Origin of the sequence: Citrifermentans bremense, from assembly GCF_014218275.1 — a bacterium.
GTDB classification, from domain to species: Bacteria; Desulfobacterota; Desulfuromonadia; order Geobacterales; family Geobacteraceae; genus Geomonas; species Geomonas pelophila.
Genome location: NZ_AP023213.1, coordinates 2,193,202 through 2,214,918 on the forward strand (window position 1 = coordinate 2,193,202; position 21,717 = coordinate 2,214,918).

The following is a 21,717-nucleotide window of genomic DNA, read 5'->3' on the forward strand; positions in this document are numbered from 1 at the left end:
GTTCGTTGCCGGTGGCTCAGGTGTTGCGGATGGCTATCGCGGCGCAGTAGCCGGATGGGACGGGGAGATCGTGCAAGCGCCACCGGTCGACGTCATCCGGCGTGATGCGGTGCGCCAGGAGCGCGGGTTTTTCCCCTGGAAGCAAAGAGACGTCGAAGCAGGTGGAGGGTTGCGAAAAGCCGGCGCCGATTCCCTTGAGATAAGCTTCCTTGCGGGTCCAGCAGCGGTAAAAAGCGGGGAGTTGCTCCTCCCAGGGGAGGCTGAACAGTTCCTGCTGTTCGCGGGGAGAGAAGTAGCGCCGGGCCATGGGTGCGAAGTCGAGATCCAGCCTGAGCTCCTCCAGGTCCACCCCCACCTCGCCGCCGAAGACGACTCCAACCAGAAGCTGCGTGCCGGAATGGGAGGCGTTGAACCCTATGGAACCGGTTGTTGAGGCTTGCTGCAGCGACGGTTTGCCGTATTCCCCGTAACAGAAGCTGATCTCCCGCGCTTTCTCCCCGGTAACACCCCCCAGCAGCCCTCGCAATATCCCGCGCCCCACCAGGAAGCGCTCCCTCTTCACCGGATCCAGGAGGCGATCGCCTCGCAGCAGCTCGTCGGGAGAGAGGCTGGTGTAAAGCCGCTCCCTTTCCACTTCGGTTTGTTCCAGCGAAGCCAGCTCGAAGAAAGCTCCTTCCTCCCCCGGAACCGCTATCAACGCCCTTGCCCCAGGGATTCTTGCAGCAGCTTAAGCCCTTCCTCGATGGATACGCGGGGATGGTAGCCGAGGTCGGCGCGCGCAGCCGAGATGTCGAACCAGTGCGCAGTGGCCAGCTCCTTGGCGACGAACCGGGTCATCGGTGGCTCACCGGAGAGGCGCAGCACCCTCCAGAGGGCCTCGCAGACAACTCCTGCGCCGTAGGCAATGCCGGGAGAAACCCGGCGCATCACCGGTGGTAGTCCTGCCGCTGCGAGGATACGGTTCACCATATCCCAGAGCGGGACCGGCTCACCGTTGGAGATGAAGTAGGCCTTTCCCGCCGGCGTGCTTCCCGATTTCAGCCGGTCGGCCGCGTTCAGGTGAGCCTCCGCGGCATTTTCGACGTACACCGTGTCCACGAGGCAGGGGCGGTTGCCGATCCGTTTCAAGGCACCGGCGCGTGCCTTCGCCACGATGCGCGGCACCAGGTGGTTGTCGCCGGGGCCCCAGATCAGGTGGGGGCGGAGCGACACGGTCGCAAGCGTGGGACTATTCGCCGCGAGCACCGCCTGCTCGGCCAGGGCTTTGGTGTGGGGGTAGTGCGCCTCGAAATGCGCGGGATAGGGGAGCGACTCGTCCCCTCCCTCGACGTCGGAGCCGTCGAAAACCACGCTGGGGGAGCCGGTATAGACGAGCCTTTTGATGCCGAGCCTGCGGCAGGCTTCGATGACGTTTTCGGTGCCGGTGACGTTGGCGCGGTAGTACTCCTCGTATTCACCCCATATCCCGGCTTTCGCCGCGACGTGGAAAACGACGTCGCAGCCGCGGGCCGCCTCCACCACCGCTTCCAGGTCCGACAGGTCGCCGCGGCGCTGTTCCACGCCGAGCGCGGCCAATTCCTGGTACTCGCAGCGCGAGAAACTGATCGCCTGGTCTCCCCGGGCCAGCAGTTGGCGCACTATGGCGGAGCCCAGGAAACCTCCCCCGCCGGTCACGAGAGCTTTCATTTGAGCCTCGCAGCCGCCCAGACTGACAGCTTTTCACGGAAGATCTTGGCGTTGTGACGGATGTCCACCGGGAAAGCGGGGTGGAACAGGATGGTGTCGATCGACTTCGTGTGGATATGGTCCTGCGCCAGCGCAAGGAGTTCGACCCGCACCTGCTCGGGGTCAGCCTTGACGTCCTTTTCCAGCTCCACGCAGAGGACGGGCTTTACTTCGCCCGGCGCGCCCACCCCCACCAGCGCCGTGCGGAACACTGCCGGGTGCGTGTTGAAAACCGCCTCGCACGGGATGGTGTAAAACGGCCCCGATTCGGTCTCCACGCGGTGTGATTTGCGTCCGCAGAACCAGATCCTTCCTTCCTCGTCACGCCCGCCCAAGTCTCCCATACGGTGGAAAAAGGAGCCGGTCTCGGGGTCGGCGATCTTCGATAAGTGGTCAGATTCGGGGCGGTTGTAGTACCCCTTGGTGACTTGCTCTCCCTGCACTACGATCTCGCCGATCTTCCCGGTCGGCACCCTGAGCGATTCGTGCCAGCAGCAGATGGGGTCGTCGCTGATCTGGATGATCTCCAGCCGGATCCCCTCGACCGGTCTCCCCACGCAGACGCCGCCGCCGGCATCGGTGATCTTCCTGGTGGTCTCCAGGATTTCGGTGCTGCCGATGGAGCAGACGGGAAGCGCCTCTGTGGCGCCGTAGGGGGTGAAGACCTGCACCCCCGGGTTTAGCAGCGAGGTGAAACGCTCCAGTACCGCGGCCGAGACCGGAGCCCCGGCCGAGATGGCGCGCCTCAAGGTGGGGAGTTTCACCTGATGTTTCACGCCGTAGCGCCCGACCCGGTTGATGAGGGCAGGGGAGCCGAACATGGTGGTGACGCCGTATTTCTGGATGGCGCCGATGATCTTCCTCGGGTCCACCGAGCCGGGGCGGGTGAAGTCCATCTCCGGGATTACGGCGGTCATGCCGAGGGCGGGGGCGAAGAGGGCGAAGAGCGGGAAGGTGGGGAGGTCGATCTCGCCCGGCTCGATGCCGTACACCTGTTTCAGCGCCTGCACCTGTGCTGCGAAATTGCCGTGGCTGTAGACTGCCCCCTTCGGGACCCCGGTGCTGCCGCTGGTGAAGAGGATGGCGGCCACGTCCTCGGAGCTCGTCGGGGCGGGGACGAAGGGGGAGGCGTCGGTGTGCTCGTCGATGATCCTTTTGAGGGTGGTTCCTTCCCAGAAAAGGCGCGAGCCGACGGTGATGCAGGTCCTGATGGTCTCCTTGCCCCAGCCGAAGATGAGCCGCGCCAGATGCGCCTTGGGAATGCCGATGAAGGCGTGCGGCTGAGCCTCGGAGAAGCACTGCTTCAGGTTCTTGATCCCCAGCCCCGGGTCGATCAGCACCGGCACCGCGCCCACCTTGAAGAGTGCGAAGGTGAGGGCGAAAAACTCCGGGCTCGGCGTCACCATCAGCACGGTGCGCACCCCGCGGCAGATGCCGTTGGCGATTAGCCCCCGCGCGATCCGGTCGCTCAGCGTGTTCAGTTCGGAGAAGCTAAGGCTCCGGTTCTGCTTTGGGAAGATGATGGCCCTGGTGTCGGGCTGGCGCTTCGCCATCTCCGGCAGATGTGCGGCAATGTTGACCAGTTCGCTCTCTAGCATGGACTCAGCGGATCTCCCCGGGTGTGGTCTCTCGCAGGAATTCGGCGATCATAGGCACCACCTCGTGCTTCATGTCTTCCAGGATGTAATGCCCGGCGTCGGGGTAGCTTTTCACTCTTGCCTTGGGGAAGCGGCGCTGCCACTCAGCGAGGAAGGTGCGGTCGAACACGAAGTCGAGCTCCCCCCAGAAGATGGCGATGGGGAGATCGGCAAAGCGCTCCAGCCCCGCGGCTATCTCGCTGACCAGGTCGTAGTTGCGGTCGCCGGGGGCAAGAGGGATGTCCTGGACGAAGCGCAGCGTGGCGATCCTGTTCGCCCAGGAATTGTAGGGGGAGCGGTAGGCCTGCTGCAGCTCGCAGGGCATCGGGTGCTTCTTGCAGCCGACGATGGAGGCACCCACGCTGAAGGCATTGAAGCCGCGCACAAGGAGCGTCCCCAGTGCCGTTTCCCGGCAGATCTTCAGCCCGAGCGGGAAGGGCTTCTCCTTCGGGAGATGGAAGGCCGCGGTATTCAAAAGCACGATGCGCCCGATCCGCTCCGGGTGCCGGCTGGCGTACCCCATACCGATCATCCCGCCCCAGTCGTGCAGCACCAGGGTGATCTTCCCCTCCGGGTGCAGGTGGTCGATCAGGCGCTCCAGGTCGTCGATGCGGCGCGGCAGAGTGTAGTCGTAGCGGTCGTCGCCGGGCTTGTCCGAATAGCCGCAGCCGATGTGGTCCGGGACGATGCAGCGGAAATTGTCGCGCAGCGCCAGCACCAAGTTCCGGTAATAGAAGGACCAGGAAGGGTTTCCGTGCACCATGACCACCGGGTCTCCCGCGCCCTCGTCGAGGTAGTGGTAGGAGAGGCCGTCCAGGTCAAGGGTGCGTCCGGTGAAGGGGTAGTGCGCTTTTATGTCGAAAGTCATTAGATACTTACCTGTGCCTGTGTATTCGTCGTCTCGTTACCAATCGACCCCGAGCATTAAGCAGTTGAGCCCGCTGCCGATCCCCAGAAGCGCCACGTGGTCCCCCTCGGAGAGGACCTCCCTCTCGTCGGCAAGCGCCGCGGTCAAGGGGAGAGATACCGTCCCCATGTTGCCCAGGAACTCGTAGCTGGTGAAGTCCTTCTGCAGCGGGATACCAAGGGTTTTCAGGATGGCGCTCTGGTGCGCGCTACCGACCTGGTGGCAGATGACGCGGTCGACGTCGTGCTCGCTCCAGCCCACCTCGGGAAGAAACTCCTCCCAGGTGCGCCGCCCCAGCTCCACGCCGTAGTTCATCACGCTCACCGCGTCGGTGCTCATCGACTGCTCAAAACCTCCCTTGCCGTCGGGGGTTATCCCCCAAAGACAAAGGGCGTGGTGTTCGGGGGCCGCCTGGGTCATTCCGCCGCGCAGGCGCCGCCTGCCGGAGTTGGAAAAGGAGCCGTCGGTGAGAAGTACCGCCACTGCCCCGGAGCCGCCGGTGAGGGTGGCGAGCGAGCTGGCGAAGTTCTCCATGCTCCTGTCTTCCAGCATGCGGGCGATCATGATGTCGTTGATGTCCCGGGCGCTCTCGCAGGAAACAACCAGTCCCGCCCGGATCTGTCCCAGTTCGATGCGGTTTGCCACCTCGAGGATGCCGTTCAGGACGCCGAGGCAGGCGTTGGAGAGATCGAACACTGCGGTGTTACCCGAGATGCCGAGCCCCGCTGCCACGCGGCAGGCTGTGGCGGGTTCGAAACGCTCCCGGCAGACGCCGGTGTAAAGGAGAGCCCCGATCTCGGAGGCAGGGATGCCGGCCGCCGAGAGCGCCTTCTTGCCTGCGGCGACGGCCCCCTTGGAAAGCTGAAAGCCGGGCTCCCACCAGCGCCTCTCGCGGATGCCGGTCAGCGCCTGGAGCTGTCCGGGGGTAAAGTGCAGGGTCTTGTATAGCGGCTCCAGCCGCGCCTCCAGCTCGTCTGAAGTGACGACCACCGGGGCCAGCTCATAGCCGAAAGATTCGATAAATACCTTGGAATACTTCATTCATCACCTTAAAAACTGAACCTTGGAATCTAAACAGCATGACCACAGAGGACGCGGAGGTTCACGGAGGCCACGGAGAAAAATCAAAAACTTACTGCCTCACAACAAAGGCCGGTAAACAGAGAAAACCAAAACCTTAAAAGCACTCACCACAGAGGAGCACCCAGGAACACAGAGGAGTCAGCCTACCCCCGCTCCAACTGCAGGGTGAAGTCGTTCATCTGGTAGATGGCGCGCCCGTCCACATACAGGAACCCGGCGGCGGTGAGTATCCTGTTGGCTTCGTCGACGGCGGTGATCCAGGCGATGACGGTGACTTCCTTGTTGGTCGGCACCACCTGCCCGCGGTAGAGCCAGCGGTGCTCCCGCTCCAGCGCCACTGCCGCCAGGGTGTCGCCCTCCTGCCAGCCCCAACGCTCGACTGCTGCGAACTTCACCAATTGCATGAAGGACTCGAGCCCCAGCGAGCCCGGGGTCACCGGGTCTTCATAGAAGTGAGCCTTGAAGTACCACTCGTCCGGGTCGACCTGCTTGGTCCCCTTCAGGTAACCGAGACCTGCCGGGCCGCCGTCGGCGACGTAGAGCTCGATCTGGTCGATCATCCTCAGCTTTTTCTCCGGGTACGGGCGGCTCTCGGGGTAGGGGAGCTTCTTCCCGCGCGCGATTTCATCAGCCGTCGGCTGGTGCGGGGCTGCGTCCCTGATGCCGACCTGGTTCGCCAGCGCCTCCTTGGCGAAGAAGCCGAACATGGTCTCTCCCTCGTAAAGGACGCCCTGGCGGTCGGCCACGCTGAAGGTGAACTCCTGGATGATCATGCCGCCGCTCGTCGCCGCCTTGGTGAGGGTGGCGGTCGCGGTGAGCGTGCCGGTTCCAGGCGTCACTGCCCTATGTTGCACCGCCGTTCCTCCCAGGTTCCTGAAGGAGATGTCGTTGGGGGTGGTGAGCGCGGAGCCCACGTAGGCGGCCAGCCAGCCGCAGGGCTGCAGTGCCGCTTCGAGCAGTACGGAGAAGGGCATGCGCGGCTGACGGTCCGCGGCGAAATACCACTCGTCGACCGGGATGTCGTATTGCGCCTCGGCCATCGCCCCCGGGACCATCTGCCACGGTTCGCCCCGCACCGCGGTCACCCGGTCCATGAACTGGAAGGGAGGGCCGGGGAGCCGGGCGATCTTTCTCCCGCTGTCGAAGATCCGGTATCTGTCGCCGAACCCTTCGGACGGCTTGCCGTTGCTGTAGGCGAGGATCTGCTCCTTGGTGTAGACCGCCGGCTTCACGTCGTAGCTGCCGCTGATCGGAGCCGAAACGGTTGCTGCAGAAATTTCCACACCTTTACCGCCCCAAAGTTCAAGCAGCGCTTGATGGTTGGTCCCGGTCAGCTGGGCCGACATGTTGGTGATCTCTACGATCGGTTTGCCGTCGGCGTACATCAGCGCGTCCACGATGGCGTAAGGCTCAGGGCGGTACCCCAGCTCACGCACCGTCACCTCGTAGGTGACCACCTTGGTCGTCTCCAGCACCTGGCCGCGGCAGCAAAGCTGGCTGGCGACGCCGGGAACGGGCTGCCAGGTGGCGCCTTCGGCCTCTGCCACCCAGCCCAGGCGCAGCAGGAAGATGCGCAGCGTGTGCATGCAGCATTCGTACATGAGCGTGCCGGGCATGACGCGGTCGTCGACGAAGTGGCAGGTAATGAACCAGTCGTCGGGGTGGATGTCTGCCTCGGCGCGGATGAAGCCCAGGCCACAGCGCCCGCCGTCGGGCACAAGCTCCATGACGCGGTGCACCAGTTCCATTCTTCCGCCCGGTATGGTGAGCGGGCGACGTACGCTAAGCCCGGCGAAGAGGGGGCCGAAGCAGGACGCGAGATCACCGTTGCGCAGCGCGTTCAACTGCCCGGCGCCGTATGCGGCAGGCTGCATCGGCACCAGGTACTTCCAATCCGCCGGAAGCTTTCCGGTTTTGGGGCGCAGGTCGATGGCGCCGCGCACGATCCCCTTGCCGGCGTCGAGTTCCTCCTGGGTGAAGAACCCGGCGCAGCCGTTGCGCATGGAGAGAAGCGGCTCCCCGTTCACCGTCGCCTCGAAGTGGAAACGGAACAGGTAGGTCTCCCCCTGGCGGAAGAAGCGCTCGATGCGGATGTCGTAGTTGATGGTCTCGCCCGGCCCGGGAAGCTCGCGGTGGAAGGTGACCACTGCGTCCAGAAGGCGGTACACGGCCAGCCCTTTGGTGATGAAGTCGATCCCCAGGTAACCGGAAAGGAAGAGGTCGGCCTGCCCTGCCTCGACGGCGATGCAGGTCGGGATGCGGCCGCCGTCAAGGTACCAGGCGCCCGGGTGCACGTCGTGCTGGGTCACCACGCGGCCGCTAGTCATGGACTTGGGCTCTCCCTCCAGCGCCACGATGCGGTGCACCAGTTGCAGCGGCGCGTCGGGGAGCCTGACGCGGGTCGGGAAGGTGTCCGCCTCGGCAAACTCGGGTCCCAGCATCTTGGCAACAGACCCGATGGCGAACTCGAAGCACATCTGCTCGTCGTAGAGCGCCGGAAGGGCGCCAGGATAGGGTGCAGCCACGGCTGAGGGCTGCGCTGCCACCTGGGGCGCAGCGTGTGTTGCCGCAGCCGGTTCCGGGGACCATGCCGCGTTGCTTGCCGTTGCCTGGAAAGCAGGCGCCGTTTCGATGGGGATACCAGCCTGCAGCATCTGCTGTTGCAGGGATATCTGCAGCGCAAGCGTTTCCGCGATGGAGCGGGAGAGGTCATTGGCGACGCGCAGGTATGCCTCATGAGCCTGCTGGGAGGCCTCCTGTGCGGCTGCGAACTCGCGCAGCAAAGGTTCCTGGACCGCACCCTCTATGGGGAGCGGCGCAACGGCCTGTAGCGGCGCTGGGTTCACCTGCGGCTGCCCCATCAGGGGCGAGGCCGCCTTAGGCTGCGCTTGGGATGGGGTATGCTGCGCCGCAGGTTGTGTCGGTGCAGGTGCTTGATCTGTAACCGGAATCCGCATCGCACTTACCGGCGCATCTGTGGACCGCCTTATTTGCGTAGACTGCGGTGCCGCTGCCGCGGCAGGTACAGAGGAAGCCGGTGCCATCGGCTTGACTTGCGCCGCTACCGGTGCCGAAACTTCCTTCCCCGGGCGCGACGGTGCGAATGCCTCGCCGCCGGTGGTGAAGCGGATGGAATTGCCATCGCCGGTGGCTATGGTGGCGGGGACCCGCGCCGGTGTCAGGGCGAAAAGCGGTTCGAAGTCGACGGGAACCCGCTCCGAGGTGAGCTGGGCCAAGAGCCGCAGCAATGCCGAGTTGGCATCCACCCCGGGGAGGCAGACGGAGCGCGCCATGTGGGGGCGTCCGGCGAGGATGCGTCCGATCATACGGCTGCAGGAGCCGCCCGGTCCCATCTCGATGAAATACTTCACCCCCTCGGCGTAGGCCGTCTCGATCACCTTGGGATAGTCGATCCCTTCGATGGCTTGGGAGAGGATCGAGTCGGCGGCGGAGCGGCGGTGCACCTGATACGCCGCGCCGGCAGCGCCGCTGTAGAAGGTGACCCCTGCGGGAGGGGTGGTGTTGAAGTTGTGCAAGTCGCGGTAGGGCGTTGCCACCTGGCGCGCCACCTCGCAGTGCACCGTGGTGACTCCCTGGAGCGGGAAGAATCGGCAGTCCAGCATGGCGACCAGGTGCTTAACCCATTTCACGTCTCCGCCGATGACGCACTCGTCCGGGGTGTTGACGATGAGCAGATAGACGCGCGAGGTTTTCTTCAGCGCGCGTCGCACCTCGCGGGCCGGAGCGTCGATGACGCCGATGCTCCAGTGGATCTCTTTTCCCTCGGTTTCACCCCATGCCTCCCTGGCGGCGCGGCACTCTCCTGCCAGGTCGCGGGTGAAGAGTGTGGAGGCTTTCATGCGCGACAGCATGAGGTCGCGCTCGACCCAGGTGCGGGTGCCGAAGAGACCGGCGGATTCCCCAAGGCTGTAGCCGATCACGGCGTTGGGGTCGATCCCGAACTGCCGCACCACGTCGGTCACGGCGCAGCCAGTAGCCACCTGGCCGAAGATAACCGCCAGGTGGTTCTCGTTGACGTTCTCCACCGGGGCGCCGTTCCAGAACTGCTCCGGCTGGAACTGGTCGCGCAGGTAGAGGTTCTCGCTGTCCTGGCGGCGGTAGACCTGCGGCCAGCGTGCGGAAAGCTCCATCCCCATCCCGGCGAAGTGGTTGCCGGAACCGGGGTAGACGAAGCCGATCTTCCCTGATTTGCCCATTGGCTCGGCGCTAAAGAAGATGCGGTCGCGCAGCGACGGGTGTAGCACCGCCTCGGCGTAGGCCGGGTCGGACTGGACCATCCGCTCCCCCTGCAGGCAGAGCGCAGCGAGCTCTTCGAGGCTGCGCGCCACAAGGGCTATCGCCAGCGGCTCAGCGGCAAGACCCCTCTGGCTGTCGAGCAGTTCGTGCGAGAGCGCAGACAGGGAGGGAGCCGGTGTTTTCTCAGCCTGCAGTTTCAACTGCTGCAGGCGTTCGGCCAGCTGTTGCCGGTCGCTTCCTGCGATGCAGAAGAGGTACTCGTCCCAGCCGCCCAAAGGCGCGACTTTCTCCGCCGTGGCTTTTTGCTGCTCCTTGTCGTACCCCTGAAGCACGACGTGGCTGCAGCTGCCGTCCACCCCGAAGACGCTGACGCCGGCGTGGCGCGGTCCTTCGCAGCGGTTCCTGAGCCAGAAGCGCGAGGCCTCCGGGAGGAAGAGGGCGCCGTTTCCGGATACCTTGCCGAGCGGCCGCTCGCCGGAGCGCGCCCCCGGGATGATCTCCTGGTAAAGCGCCAGGCAGCCGCGGACCAGCGAGGCAAGGCCGCTCGCGGCGCCGGCGTGCCCTATGTCGGCCTTGACGCTGGCGACGGCACAGCGCCTTTGGGAAGCTGCGGCGCCGGCGGGGTCGTCGAAGAAGTCGGCCAGTGCGGCCGCTTCCATGCGGTCCTCGGCGGCGTGTCCGCTGCCATGGGCCTCAAGGTAGCCGACCTTTTCCGGCGCGACTCCGGCCTCGCCGTAGGCGCGCTCCAGCGCGTGGCGGTAGGCGGCCGCGCCGGGAAGGAGCAGGTCGCCGCTGGCAGTACCAACGCCGCCGATCACGGCGTAGATCCTGTCCCCGTCGCGCTCCGCGTCTTCCAGGCGCTTCAAAATAACGGTGGCAGCACCTTCACCCACAATGGCGCCGTCGGCAGACTGGTCGAACGGGGTAGCGCTGCCGAAACGGGAGTAGGGGCGTCCCAGGTGCTGGCCGATGGCCGCTCTCAGGTCGCCGCCAAGGTCGACGGCCCCGACGACGGCGCGGTCGATCTCCTCGCCCTGGAGCTGGCGCACCGCGGTCTCCAAGGCCCGCAGTCCGGAGCTTTCCTCGCTGGATACGGTGAAGCTGGGGCCGCCGCAGCGGAATTCGCGGGCGACGCGGCTTGCCACGACGCTTCCCAGGGCGCCCATGGTCCGGTTAGCGCTCAAGGCCGGGCCCGCAGCTTCGCGAAGCTCTGCTACCCACTGCTCAAATTCCTGATCGTTGAGGTTAAGGCCCAGCTCCTTGGCCCACTCACGCGCCTTTTCGGCAATGGACCAGCGGAAGGCGAAGTTGGTGCTGTTCAGGTCGAGCGCGATACCGATGAAGACCCCGGCACGCAGGTTCTCCTTCTTGTCCATCCCCGCGTCCGCGATGGCTGCGGCGGCCGACTGCAGCATGAGGAGCTGCTGGGGAAGCATCTCTTCCAGTTCCTTGGGTGGGATGCGGAACTGCGCCGGGCTCTGGGCGAACTGGTCCAGGTAGAAACCGGCGAAGGGAGTGTCTTTCAGCTTTTCCTTGGCGAACCAGGCGCTCTTCTCGGCGCCCCACCAGTCCTTGGGCTGGGTCGGGCGCGCCGGCGCGCCTCCGCCCAGGACGCGCGCCTGAAAGGAGGGGAGGTCCTGCCACTGCCCGAAGCGGGCATCGAGGCCGACGACGGCGATGGGGCAACCCTTCTCCGGCACAGGGGAGGCTGCGGCCTCGCTCTCAGGGAGCCATTCCTCGACCAGCAGGTGACCGTTGATGCCGCCAAAGCCGAAGGCGGAAACGGCGGCGCGGCGCGGGACATTGTCGGCGCGTCTTTTCCACGGGGTGGCGCTTTGCAGCACCCGGAAGGGGCTTTCTTCCAGCTGGAAGTTTGCCGGCGCCTGGTTGAAGTTGGCGGTGGGGGGAAGGGTCTCCTCCGCCATGGCGAGGAGCACCTTGGTGAGCGCAGCGGAACCTGCCGCGGTCAAAAGGTGGCCGATGTTGGACTTCACCGAGCCGATGACGCACCCTTTCCCGGCTTTTCCCTTCTCGCCCCAAAGCTCCCTGAGGCTCGCCACTTCTGTGGCGTCCCCTACGGGGGTGCCGGTTGCGTGGCACTCGATCAGGTCGACGTCCTGCGGGTTCCACCCAGCTTTCACGTAGGCGGCGCGCATGGCGCGCAGCTGCCCGTCGGAAAGGGGGGCCAAAAGGCTTCCTCCCACGTCGTTGGAAAGACCGATCCCCTTGATCACGCCGTAGATCTTGTCCCCTTGCGCCACGGCGTCAGCGAGCCTTTTCAGCACGAAGATACCCGCGCCCTCGCCGACGACGAGACCGTCGCCGCTGGCGTCGAAGGGGGAGCAGATGCCGCGGCGCGACAGCGCGCGCAGCTGGGAGAAGCCCATCTGGGTGTAGAGCGGATCGGGGCGGGAGAGCCCGCCGGTGAGCATGGCGTCGGCACGGCCGGAGAGAAGCTCGTCGCAGGCAAGTTTGATGGCGTAGATGGAGGAGGCGCAGGCGGCGTCGAGGGTGCAGCACCCCCCGCCCAGGCCGAGCGCGGCGGCGAGAAGGCCCGCGGGGAGCCCGGCCACGTAGCGGTTCAGCCCCTGCGGGATCGGTTCGTCCCCGGCGTGGCCAAGGAGCTTTTCCTCGAAGCTCCGCCCTAGGAGAGCGCGGGAGAGTTCTGCGGATTTCTCGCTGGGAAGCGCCAGATTGCCGATGATGACGCCGATGCGGGAGCGGTCAACCCCGGTGGTGACGGCGGAGTCGAAGGCCCTTTTGCCGGCGTGCAGCAGCAGGTGGAACAGGGGATCGAGCCCGGAGGCGAGCTCCGGGTCGACGTTCAGCCCCGACAGGCTCGCCAGGGGAGGTATGGAGTCGATGAAGCAGCCGCGCTTGGAGTAGACGTGGTCGGGCTTTCCAGCTTCCGGGTGGAAGGCGGTGTCGGCCGGAAGCTGCCATCTTCCGGCCGGGACCTCGCGGGCGGCACTTTTCGCGTTGCGGATGTTATTCCAGAAAGTTGTCAGTTCCGGCGCGTCGGGAAAGATCCCGCCGATGCCGACGATTGCCACGGAAGGCGACTGCTGCTTCATGCCTATGCCGCCCCCAGTGCAACGGAGACGGTCCGCAGCTTGTTACGCTGGAAAGCCTGCTTGAGAGACGGGTCGATGACGCACTCGTATCCCTCAAGGCGCGCTACGAGCTTTCCTGTGTTGCGATCCAGGAACTCCATATCGGCGCTGGCGCCGCGCGGGTTCTCCGAGGTGACGCGGATGACCACCTGGGCCCCATCTTTCGGGAAGGTTTCCTGGAACTGGCGGTAGCGGCCGGCGAAGCAGGGGAGCGACCCGGCGCCGAAGCGCTCGAAGCTCCAGAGGATCATCATCTGGAAGGCGCTGTCGAGAACCAGCGGGTCGGTGAGCCAAGCGCTCCTCAAGGGGCGGCGGATCCACTTGCCCGGTGCGGGCGCGCCCTTAACGGAGGCGGCGATCCCTTTGGCGGAGCAGCCGTCGACGTGCTCGATCCCGTGCAGGTCGGGGCCATGGAAGAGTCGCTCGTTGTTGTAGATCACCCCGTCGTGAGGGGCGTAGGCTGTGGCCGGTATCTCCGTGATGGAGCGGATACCTTCGACGTGCTTGGTGGCGAGCACGATTTCGGCGCGGGCGTGGAGGATGGTCTTGCCGTTGACGCCGGGGCTGGAAAGCTCGACCGGCACCAGCCAGAAGGACTCCTTCTTGACAGCGCGCCCGGCGAGGACGCTCAGGGGGAACGAGGTGTTGTCCTCGAAGACCACACCTTTGCAGATCCTCAGGTCGTTGAAGCCGTGGAAGCGGAAGCCGGGGTTGCCGTGGAGCGCGCCGTGGGCGAGCCATTCCACGATGACGGCCATGGGGACCACGGCCTTGCCGTCCAGGACGTGCGAGCGCAGGAACGGGAACTCCGGGACGGTCAGGGTCAGCGCGAACGCCTCGGAGAGACTTTCACTCTTCGCCGCGGAGGGGGCCGGGGCGGCAGCGCCCTTCTGCTCGGGGAGCTGGGCGATGGCCACGATCTCGACCGGCGAGCCGGCGGCGGAGATCTCCCTGGCGAGGAAGTCGCCACCCTCGGTGAGGTCGATCACGCCGATCCCCTCGGCTGCGAACACCTTCTTGAGGGCCGGGGTGACCATGCCGCCGTCCCAGGGACCCCAGTTGATGCTGACGCTGCGGCAGTCGCCGCGGCGGCGCGCTTCGGCCTGGGCTACCTTGTTGAGTACCTCGTTGGCGACCGCGTAATCCACCTGTCCCACGCGGCCGAAGCGGCCGGTGGAGGAGGAGAAGAGGGCGATGAAGCTCAGTTCGTCGTTGCGGGTCGCGTGCAGGAGCGCGCGTAGCCCTTCGACCTTGGTGCTGTAGACCTGCCCGAACTGCTCGGGGGTCTTGTCGACGATGAGCCGGTCCGCGAGGACCCCGGCGCCGTGCACCACGCCGCGGATAGGCCCATGGGCGCGGCGCACCTCGCCAAGGAGTAGATCCATGGCGCTGCGGTCTCGAATATCGACCGAACGGTAGATCGCCTCGGCGCCAACTGCAGAGATCTTCTGCAGGGTGTCACGCAGCTCGCGCCCGGCCATGACCGCCCGGAAGCGTTCTTCGATTTCGCGCGGGTGGAGTTTACCTGGCGCGTTCTGCATGATGGTGCGCTTGATCTCGGCCTCTCCGGAGACGCCGGCAAGCCAGGCGGGCTCATCCTCGGGCTCGGAGCTGCGCCCCAAAAGCACCAGAAACGGCTTGTACTCCTTGGCAAGCGCGATGGCGGATACCGCGGTCACGCCGCGCCCGCCGCCGGTGATGACCACCACGTCCCCCGCCTTGATAGCGGGTTCGGCCGGAGCCGGTGCGGAGGGGAGCACAACGGTTTGCAGGGCGCAGCGTCCCTCACCTGAAAGGCCGACTTCCACCGGGCCGCGGCGCAGCATCTCTATGGCGACGGCGCTGGCGGCGGCTGACGCATGCGGGAAGTCGCCGAGATCGATCGCCTTGCAGGAGACTTCGGGCCATTCCAAGGCCGCCGTCTTAGCCAGCCCGGCCAGACCGCCGGAAAGCGGGTCCTTGATGCTCTTGCCGGAACCAAAGCCAAAGGCCCCGTCCAGGCGCGAGACGGTGACGCAGACGGCCCCTTCGGTGCGGGCCGACTCATTGAGAGCGCCGGCTGCGTTCTTCACCAGCTGGAAGGCGTTTTCCAGGAAGGTATCGTCGGTGCCCGCTGTGGGCGCGCAGATCACAAGGCCGGAGAGTTTCCCGGCGGGTGCGGTCTGCTGTGCCTGTGCGGCGTTCACCTTGCGGACCGAGCAGCCGTGCTCCAGGAGGATGCTGCAGAGCTCGGCGGCGAAGGCCGAGCCGTCGTCGGTGACCCAGATCTCGCCGTCGTTGGCGAGCACGATGGCCTCGCCCTCGTCGTCGGCGGAAAGCTCGACCGGAGTGACGCTGCTGCGCTGGATCGCCTGGACCGGTGCCAGAGCCGGTTCCGGCGCAGCCGCAGGGGTTGCCGTAGGGGTTGCCTCAGCGGCAGACACCTGGGCGGCCGGTGCTGACGCGCTCGACACTCCGGCGAGGAAATCAGCGATGTCCCCGAGGGTGCGCAGGGTGCCCAATTGTTCCGGGCCTATGGCCGGGGTCTCCGGGAGCCGCTCCTGCAGCGTGGATAGGATCTCCACACGCTTGATGGAGTCGATGCCGAGGTCGCTGTCCATCCCCATTCCCGGCTCCAGCATCTCCACCGGGTAGCCGGTCTTGTCGGCGACCACTTCAAGAAGGGTCTGCATGACGCGGGCGGGGTCGCCGGATGCGGCGGCAGGGGGTGCCGCGGGCTGAGCCGGTGCGTCTACCGGGGCGGCGCTGGCAGGCGCAGCCGAGGCCGAGCCGGAAGCGAGGTAAGTAGCTATGTCCCCGAGGGTGCGCAGGGTGCCGAGATGCTCGGGGCCTATCACCGGGGTTCCGGGGAGGCGCTCCTGCAGCGTGGAGAGGATCTCGACGCGTTTGATGGAGTCGATGCCGAGGTCGCTGTCCATCCCCATCTCAAGCTCGAGCATTTCAACCGGATAACCGGTTTTCTCGGCGACCACGGAAAGAAGGGTGGCGGTGATCTCTTGAGCGGGGACTGCAGCGGGATTTGCGGACGCGACGGGCGCGCTCACGGCGGCAGCCGCAGCCGAACCGGCAGCGAGGTAGTTAGCGATGTCCCCCAGGGTGCGCAGCGTCCCCAGGTGCTCGGGGCCGATGGCTGGGGTGCCGGGGAGGCGCTCCTGCAGGGTGGAGAGGATCTCGACGCGTTTGATGGAGTCGATGCCGAGGTCGCTGTCCATACCCATTTCAAGCTCCAGCATCTCCACGGGGTAGCCGGTCTTTTCGGCGACTACGGCCAAAAGGGTGCTGGTGACCTCGCCTGCGGCAATTCCGGAAGCCGCGGCGACGGCAGGCGAGGCTGCTGCGGACGGGGCGGAGACTGCCGAGGCGGAAAGGAACCCGGCGATGTCCCCCAGGGTGCGCAGGGTTCCCAGGTGTTCGGGGCCTATCGCGGGAGACCCGGGAAGGCGCTCCTGCAAGGTGGAGAGGATCTCGACCCGCTTGATGGAATCTATACCCAGATCTGAGTCCATACCCATGTCGAATTCAAGCATCTCCACGGGATAGCCGGTTTTTTCGGCGACCACGGCCAAAAGGGTGCCCGTGATCTGCTCGGCCGCGAGCCCGGAAGGCGCGGCGGCGGGCGCTGCGGTCGCTGCCGTGACTGCTGCCGCAGCCGGGGCCGCGGAACCTGCCGAGACGCAGAGGTGCCCGGCGATGTCGCCCAGGGTGCGCAGCGTGCCCAGGTGCTCGGGGCCGATGGCTGGGGTGCCCGGGAGGCGCTCCTGCAGCGTGGAGAGGATCTCGACGCGCTTGATGGAATCGATGCCCAGATCCGAGTCCATCCCCATGTCGAGCTCCAGCATCTCGACCGGATACCCGGTCTTCTCGGCGATCACCGCCAGGAGCACCTGGGTGATGCGCGCAGAGTCGGCTCCAGCGGGAGCTGCGGTTGCTGCCGGAGCGGGGGCTGGGGCTGCTACCGGCGCAGCCGGAGCGACGGCGGGTGCTGCCTTGGCCGCCGGGGCAGCCACAGCAGGCGCAACGGCTGCAGCAACCGGAGCCGGGGCGACGTACGAGGGGGCCTGGGGTTGAACCGGCACGGCCACCGGGGCCAACGCTGCTGGAGAGATGGGGGCGCCCAGGATCAACTGTTGCTGCTGCTGGAGCAGGGTCTGGAAGGTCCTCGTTGCGACCTCTTGCCCTTCGAGGAAGCGGCGGTGCAGTTGTGCCGTATCCTCCTGCATCCGCTGCAGGACCGCCATCCCTTCACGCGCCAGGCGCAGCGATTCCCCGAGTGCAGCCTGTGGCGCCGCGGCTGCGGCCGGAGCGGGCTGGTGAACAGGTTGCTGGGGCGTAGCAGGCGCGGCCTGGTAGGCGGGCTGCGGTGCTTGCGCGGTTGCCGCTTGCGGAGCGGCGGGTGCAGCCACGGCGGCCGGTTTTGGCTGAACGGGCGGCTTCTTCGGTTTGGGTTTGCTGTAGTTGGCGCCGCAGATGGGAATGCTCAAAAGCGGTTTTTTCCCTGCGGGAGCCGGGCGGTACTCCTCGTCCCAGGCGGCGAGCTTGACGCCATACCCAAGCACGGCCAGTTGCGCGAGGCAACGGCCAAGGTCGGCCACGCCGACGCGCTTGCCCGAGGAAGAGTCGAGGGCGACGGCCGTGTGGGGGCGGTCGGCGAGGATGGCGGAGACAAGCCCGGTCAACCTGTTGCCGGGGCCTGCTTCGACGAAGCTGCTGATGCCGGCCGCGTACATGGCCTCGATCTCGGCTACGAATTCAACCGGCATCGCGAGCTGGGAGGCGAGCTGCGCCTTGGCGGCTGCGGAGTCCTCGGGGTAGACCGCGGCCGTGGTGTTGGCGTAGACCGGTATCTTCGCCTTAGGCATCTCGATCTTGTCTAGTGCGGCCAGGAACGGGGTGGCGGCGTCAGCGACGAGTTGGCTGTGGAAAGCGGCTGCGACCGGAAGTTCCTTGCAGGTAAGGCCACGACCCTTGAAGACCTCGACGGCGCGCTTGATCTCGGCGCTGGCGCCGGAAAGGACCGCCTGGGTGGGGGCGTTCTTGTTGGCGATCACCAGGTCCAGCTTCTCGGCAGCGACCACCTCGGCGATCTTTTCCAACGGCGCGGAGACGGCCAGCATGCTCCCCTTGTCCCCTTTTCCCGCGCCCATCAACTCACCGCGCAGACGCGACAGGGCGTGCAGGGCGTTTTCGTCCAGCCTTCCTGCGGCGCAAAGTGCGGTCAGCTCGCCGTAGCTGTGGCCGGCGACTCCTTGAGGCTCCAGGCCGAAGGATTGCAAGAGGTGCAGCGCGCCGAGGCTCACGGCGCCGATGGCGGGTTGAGCCGCCTGGGTCGCCCGCAGGGCCTCTTCCTGCTTGGTGCGGCTCTCTTCGTCGAAGGCGGAAGGGGGGTAGATGAGGTCGGAAAGCCTCCTGCCGTCGGTGGAGGTGAACCCTTCGTTGGCATCGGAGATTGCGTCCAAAAGCTGCGGGAAGCGGCAGGCGAGGTCGTTCAGCATGCCGGTGTACTGCGAGCCCTGTCCCGGGAAGAGCATGCCGAGCTTGCCGGCGGCGCCGCAGCCGAAGAAGGCCCCGTCGGGGGTCTGCCAGGCCGATTTGGAGTTCTTTTCCAGCATGGCCTTGGCGTTCTTCACCAGCGAGGCGATGTTGGTTTTGCCGCGCTCGACCACCAGGGCGAGGCGCATGGCCCCTTTGGGATCGAAGCTCGCGCGGGAGTGGTAAGCGAGCTCCCTGACGGCGCTCCAGGTTGCGTCTGTGGGCACCCGGTCCAGCGCGGCGGCAAGCGCTGCGGCGTCGGCGCCGGAAAAGGCGAGTACCTGGCTGTTGCCGTCCCAGTCGGCGGCCTTTTTCTCGGGGCGGTATTCCTCCAGTACCACGTGGAAGTTAGAGCCGCCGAAACCGAAGGCGCTGACCGCTGCGCGGCGCGGGACATCGGGGCGCGGGAACCAGGGGCGCTTCTCCCTGGCGAGGTAGAAGGGGGATTTCTCTCCGACCACCTCTTTTTGCGGGGTCTGCACCTTGATGGTCGGGGGGATCACCTTGTGGTGCAGCGCGAGCGCCGCCTTGATGAGACCAGCGGAACCCGCGGCGGCCTTGGTGTGGCCAATCTGGGACTTGACCGAGCCCAGGCAGCACCAGGGAAGCTCAGACTCGCCGTAGACCTCGCGCAGCGCAGTCATCTCGACGGCGTCGCCGACCTTGGTGCCGGTGCCGTGGGCCTCAATCAGGCCGATGCTCTGCGGTATGACGTCCGCATTCTTGTAGGCGTTCAGGAGCGCGTTCTTCTGGCCTGCCGCACTCGGGGCGTAGATCGCGTCACCCTTGCCGTCGCTGGAGGAACCGACGCCGCGCACCACCGCGTAAATCCTGTCGCCGTCGCGCTCGGCGTCGGCAAGGCGCTTCAGGACCACGAGCCCGAGCCCCTCGCCCAGGATGGTGCCATCGGCGGAAACGTCGAAGGGCTTCGCGTTACCGGTAGGCGAGAGGGCGGGGGTCTTGCTGAAGCACATGTACATGAAGATGTCGTTGAAGGTGTCGATGCCGCCGGTCACGACGATGTCGGATTTGCCGGAGGCGAGCTCCATGGAAGCCAGGTGCAGAGCGCTGAAGGAACTGGCGCAGGCCGCGTCGACGACGCAGTTGGTCCCGCCCAGGTCGTACTGCTTGCTGATGCGGCCGGCGACCACGTTCCCCAGAAGACCCGGGAAGGAGTTTTCCTGCCACTGGACGTAGGAGTCCGAGATCCGCTCCACGACGTCGTTGGCGGTCGCCTCGTCGACGCCTGCGTCCTTCAGGGCGGAGCGCCAGATCGGGTGACCCAGGCGCGCGCCCAGCGGTATCACCAGCTCCAGCGTGCCGGTCACACCGATGATGACCGAGGCGCGGCTCTTGTCGAAGCTGCGGTCGGGGCCGTACCCCGCGTCCTTCAAAGCCTGACCGGCCGCGACGAGCCCCAAAAGCTGGGAGGTGTCGATCGCCTCCAGGACGTTGGGGGGTATGTTGAACTCCATCGGATTGAAGTCGACGGGGGAGAGGAATCCGCCACGCCGGCCATAGGTGCGGTCCGGACTCTTCTGGTTTTCGTCGTAGTAGGCATCCACCGGCCAGTGGGTCTCGGGGACCTCGGTGATGGCGTCGATCCCATCTGCGATGTTGGCCCAGTAGGCGTCACGGTCGTCGGCCTTGGGAAAAAGGCAACCGATGCCGATGATGGCAAGCTGAGTTCCGTTACTGGAGGAGGCCGGCTTCAGATCGTCAGTTTTCAACAAAGGTACTCCTTGATTTGTGCGATTTCGAGAGGTTGCGGTGCAATTTCATCCATCCGGAGCTCGATACCCTGGCTGCGCAGGAAGTTCGCGCGGTTAAGTGCCGCCGCGCCGTACAGGATGTTGAGGGCCACGGCTTCGACCTTGCGGTTGTCGGGGGCGTCGAGGAAGGAGCCGGAGGCCCATTCGTTGAAGGCTCCCATGGCGGGGCCGCACCAGACCTGGTAGTCCATGCGCCGCGGTTCGAGGCCGTCCTTGGCCCAGTGCGCTGCCATGCCCAGGTACCAGCGGAACACCAGGGCCATCAGGTGTTTCGGGTCGCGCTCCGCGCGTTCGACCTGTGCGGGGTCGCGCTTTTCGAAGAAGGCGCGGGTGTCACGCCAGATGTCGGCGAGCGGCGCCAGGAAAAGCGTCTTCTCCAGCTTCTCGCGCTCGGCTGCGGGGATGTCGTCCAGGCTGTTGCAGGCGCGGTAGATCTCGTAGAGCTTCTGGGCGCGCATGGGGAACATGGTGCCGCGCTTCAATACCTGCACGGTGACCCCCATCTCGAACATGTCGGCGGCGGGGGCCATGGTCACGTCGGCCTGACGGGTGCCGGCGAGCATGGTGCGCACTGTGTCGGAGGTACCGGACTCGACGCAGGCCTGGTTGACCGACCCGGTCACCACATAGGCAGCGCCCATGGAAAAGGCGGCCGCCGCTGAGGCCGGGGTCGAGACGCCGCCGCCAAGTCCCACCCGCAGGCGGCAACTGTAGCCGTACTGCCGCTGCAGCTTCGCGGCCAGGGCGTTGATGGTCGGGAAGAGGGCGAGGGCTGGGCGGTTGTCGGTATGGCCGCCGGAGTCCGCCTCGGCGGTCACGTCCTGCGCCAGCGGGACCAGCTCGGCCAGTTCGGCCTGCTCCGCGGTGATGGAGCCGTTGGCAACCAGCGCGCGCAAAAGTTTTTCCGGAGCCGGCGCGAAGAACTTCGCCGCAAGTTCCTCGCGGGAGACCTTGGCGATGATGCGGTTCGGGGTCACGATGGTGCCGTCGGCGGCGCGCCTGATGCCGTGCAGCCGGTACCTGACCAGGGGGAGCGTCAGAGCCAAAAAGGCCGAGGCCTCGATGATGCGGATCCCCTTCTTGATGTAGAGCTCGGCAAGCTCCTTCTCCAGCTCGGGCTCGTGCGGGGAGTGGATCAGGTTGAAGCCGAAGGGAATCTCGCCCAGGGAGGCCTTGAGGCGGTCGGCTGTCTCGGAGACGGTGGCAAGCGGGAGACCAGCTGCACCGAAGAAGCCGAGCATCCCGGCGCGACCCAGTTCCTCGGCCATTGCCGCGGAGCTGATCCCCTTGGCCATGGAGCCGCCGACGTAGGGAAAGCGGATGCCCAGGTCGCGGCAAAAAGAGGGATCCCCCAGGTTTTCCGGCAAGCAGGGGGGGGCGTAGCCTGCAACCGGCAGTGCGCCAGGATTTCCAGCGCCGAGACGGACGACGCCTCCCAGTCTCGGGACAACGGTCCCTCCCTTTTCCACGAGATAAAGCGGCTGGCGTACGTAACGGAGGGCGTCTCTCAGCGTCGACGCTTTCTGAGGGGGGGCGTCCGTGGCGGGGTGCCACGATCCCAGGTTCTCCAGGCTTGCAGAGCGAGCGGTATGGTCACCCTGTAGTGAAAATTGATCCAAACGGGCTTCTCCTGTTGCCAGCGAATTTGCAGCGGAATTGCGATGGCCTAAAAGAGTAATAGTTCGGCAGAAGGA

General features: G+C 66.0%; 8 protein-coding genes. All 8 read right to left on the minus strand.

Going from position 1 to position 21,717, the window contains the following annotated elements; all coding sequences use genetic code 11:
- Positions 1 to 16: 16 nt before the first annotated feature.
- The 8 genes from GEOBRER4_RS09755 to GEOBRER4_RS09790 all read right to left on the minus strand — a co-directional run bounded on the left by GEOBRER4_RS09755 (position 17) and on the right by GEOBRER4_RS09790 (position 21,642).
- On the minus strand, positions 17 to 697 hold the full coding sequence (locus tag GEOBRER4_RS09755) for a 4'-phosphopantetheinyl transferase family protein (protein ID WP_185245237.1): 681 nt from the start codon (positions 695 to 697) through the stop codon (positions 17 to 19).
- On the minus strand, positions 694 to 1,686 hold the full coding sequence (locus tag GEOBRER4_RS09760; protein WP_185245238.1) for an NAD-dependent epimerase/dehydratase family protein: 993 nt from the start codon (positions 1,684 to 1,686) through the stop codon (positions 694 to 696). The genes GEOBRER4_RS09755 and GEOBRER4_RS09760 overlap by 4 nt, the downstream gene beginning before the upstream one ends.
- On the minus strand, positions 1,683 to 3,323 hold the full coding sequence (locus GEOBRER4_RS09765) for a fatty acid CoA ligase family protein (RefSeq protein WP_185245239.1): 1,641 nt from the start codon (positions 3,321 to 3,323) through the stop codon (positions 1,683 to 1,685). The genes GEOBRER4_RS09760 and GEOBRER4_RS09765 overlap by 4 nt, the downstream gene beginning before the upstream one ends.
- Before the next feature lie 4 nt (positions 3,324 to 3,327).
- The gene (locus tag GEOBRER4_RS09770) at positions 3,328 to 4,230 is read right to left on the minus strand and encodes an alpha/beta fold hydrolase (protein WP_185245240.1); all 903 of its coding nucleotides are present in this window, start codon (positions 4,228 to 4,230) and stop codon (positions 3,328 to 3,330) included.
- A gap of 36 nt (positions 4,231 to 4,266) precedes the next feature.
- The gene (locus tag GEOBRER4_RS09775) at positions 4,267 to 5,310 is read right to left on the minus strand and encodes a 3-oxoacyl-ACP synthase III (protein WP_085812779.1); all 1,044 of its coding nucleotides are present in this window, start codon (positions 5,308 to 5,310) and stop codon (positions 4,267 to 4,269) included.
- A 185-nt stretch (positions 5,311 to 5,495) separates the two neighbouring features.
- Positions 5,496 to 12,683: a beta-ketoacyl synthase N-terminal-like domain-containing protein gene (locus GEOBRER4_RS09780; RefSeq protein ID WP_185245241.1), complete on the minus strand. Its 7,188-nt coding sequence runs from the start codon at positions 12,681 to 12,683 to the stop codon at positions 5,496 to 5,498.
- A gap of 2 nt (positions 12,684 to 12,685) precedes the next feature.
- The gene (locus GEOBRER4_RS09785; RefSeq protein ID WP_185245242.1) at positions 12,686 to 19,981 is read right to left on the minus strand and encodes a type I polyketide synthase; all 7,296 of its coding nucleotides are present in this window, start codon (positions 19,979 to 19,981) and stop codon (positions 12,686 to 12,688) included.
- Entirely contained in the window at positions 19,978 to 21,642 is a 1,665-nt protein-coding gene (locus GEOBRER4_RS09790) for a PfaD family polyunsaturated fatty acid/polyketide biosynthesis protein (RefSeq protein WP_185245243.1), read from the minus strand. Before GEOBRER4_RS09790 ends, GEOBRER4_RS09785 begins: the two co-directional genes overlap by 4 nt.
- Positions 21,643 to 21,717 lie beyond the last annotated feature (75 nt).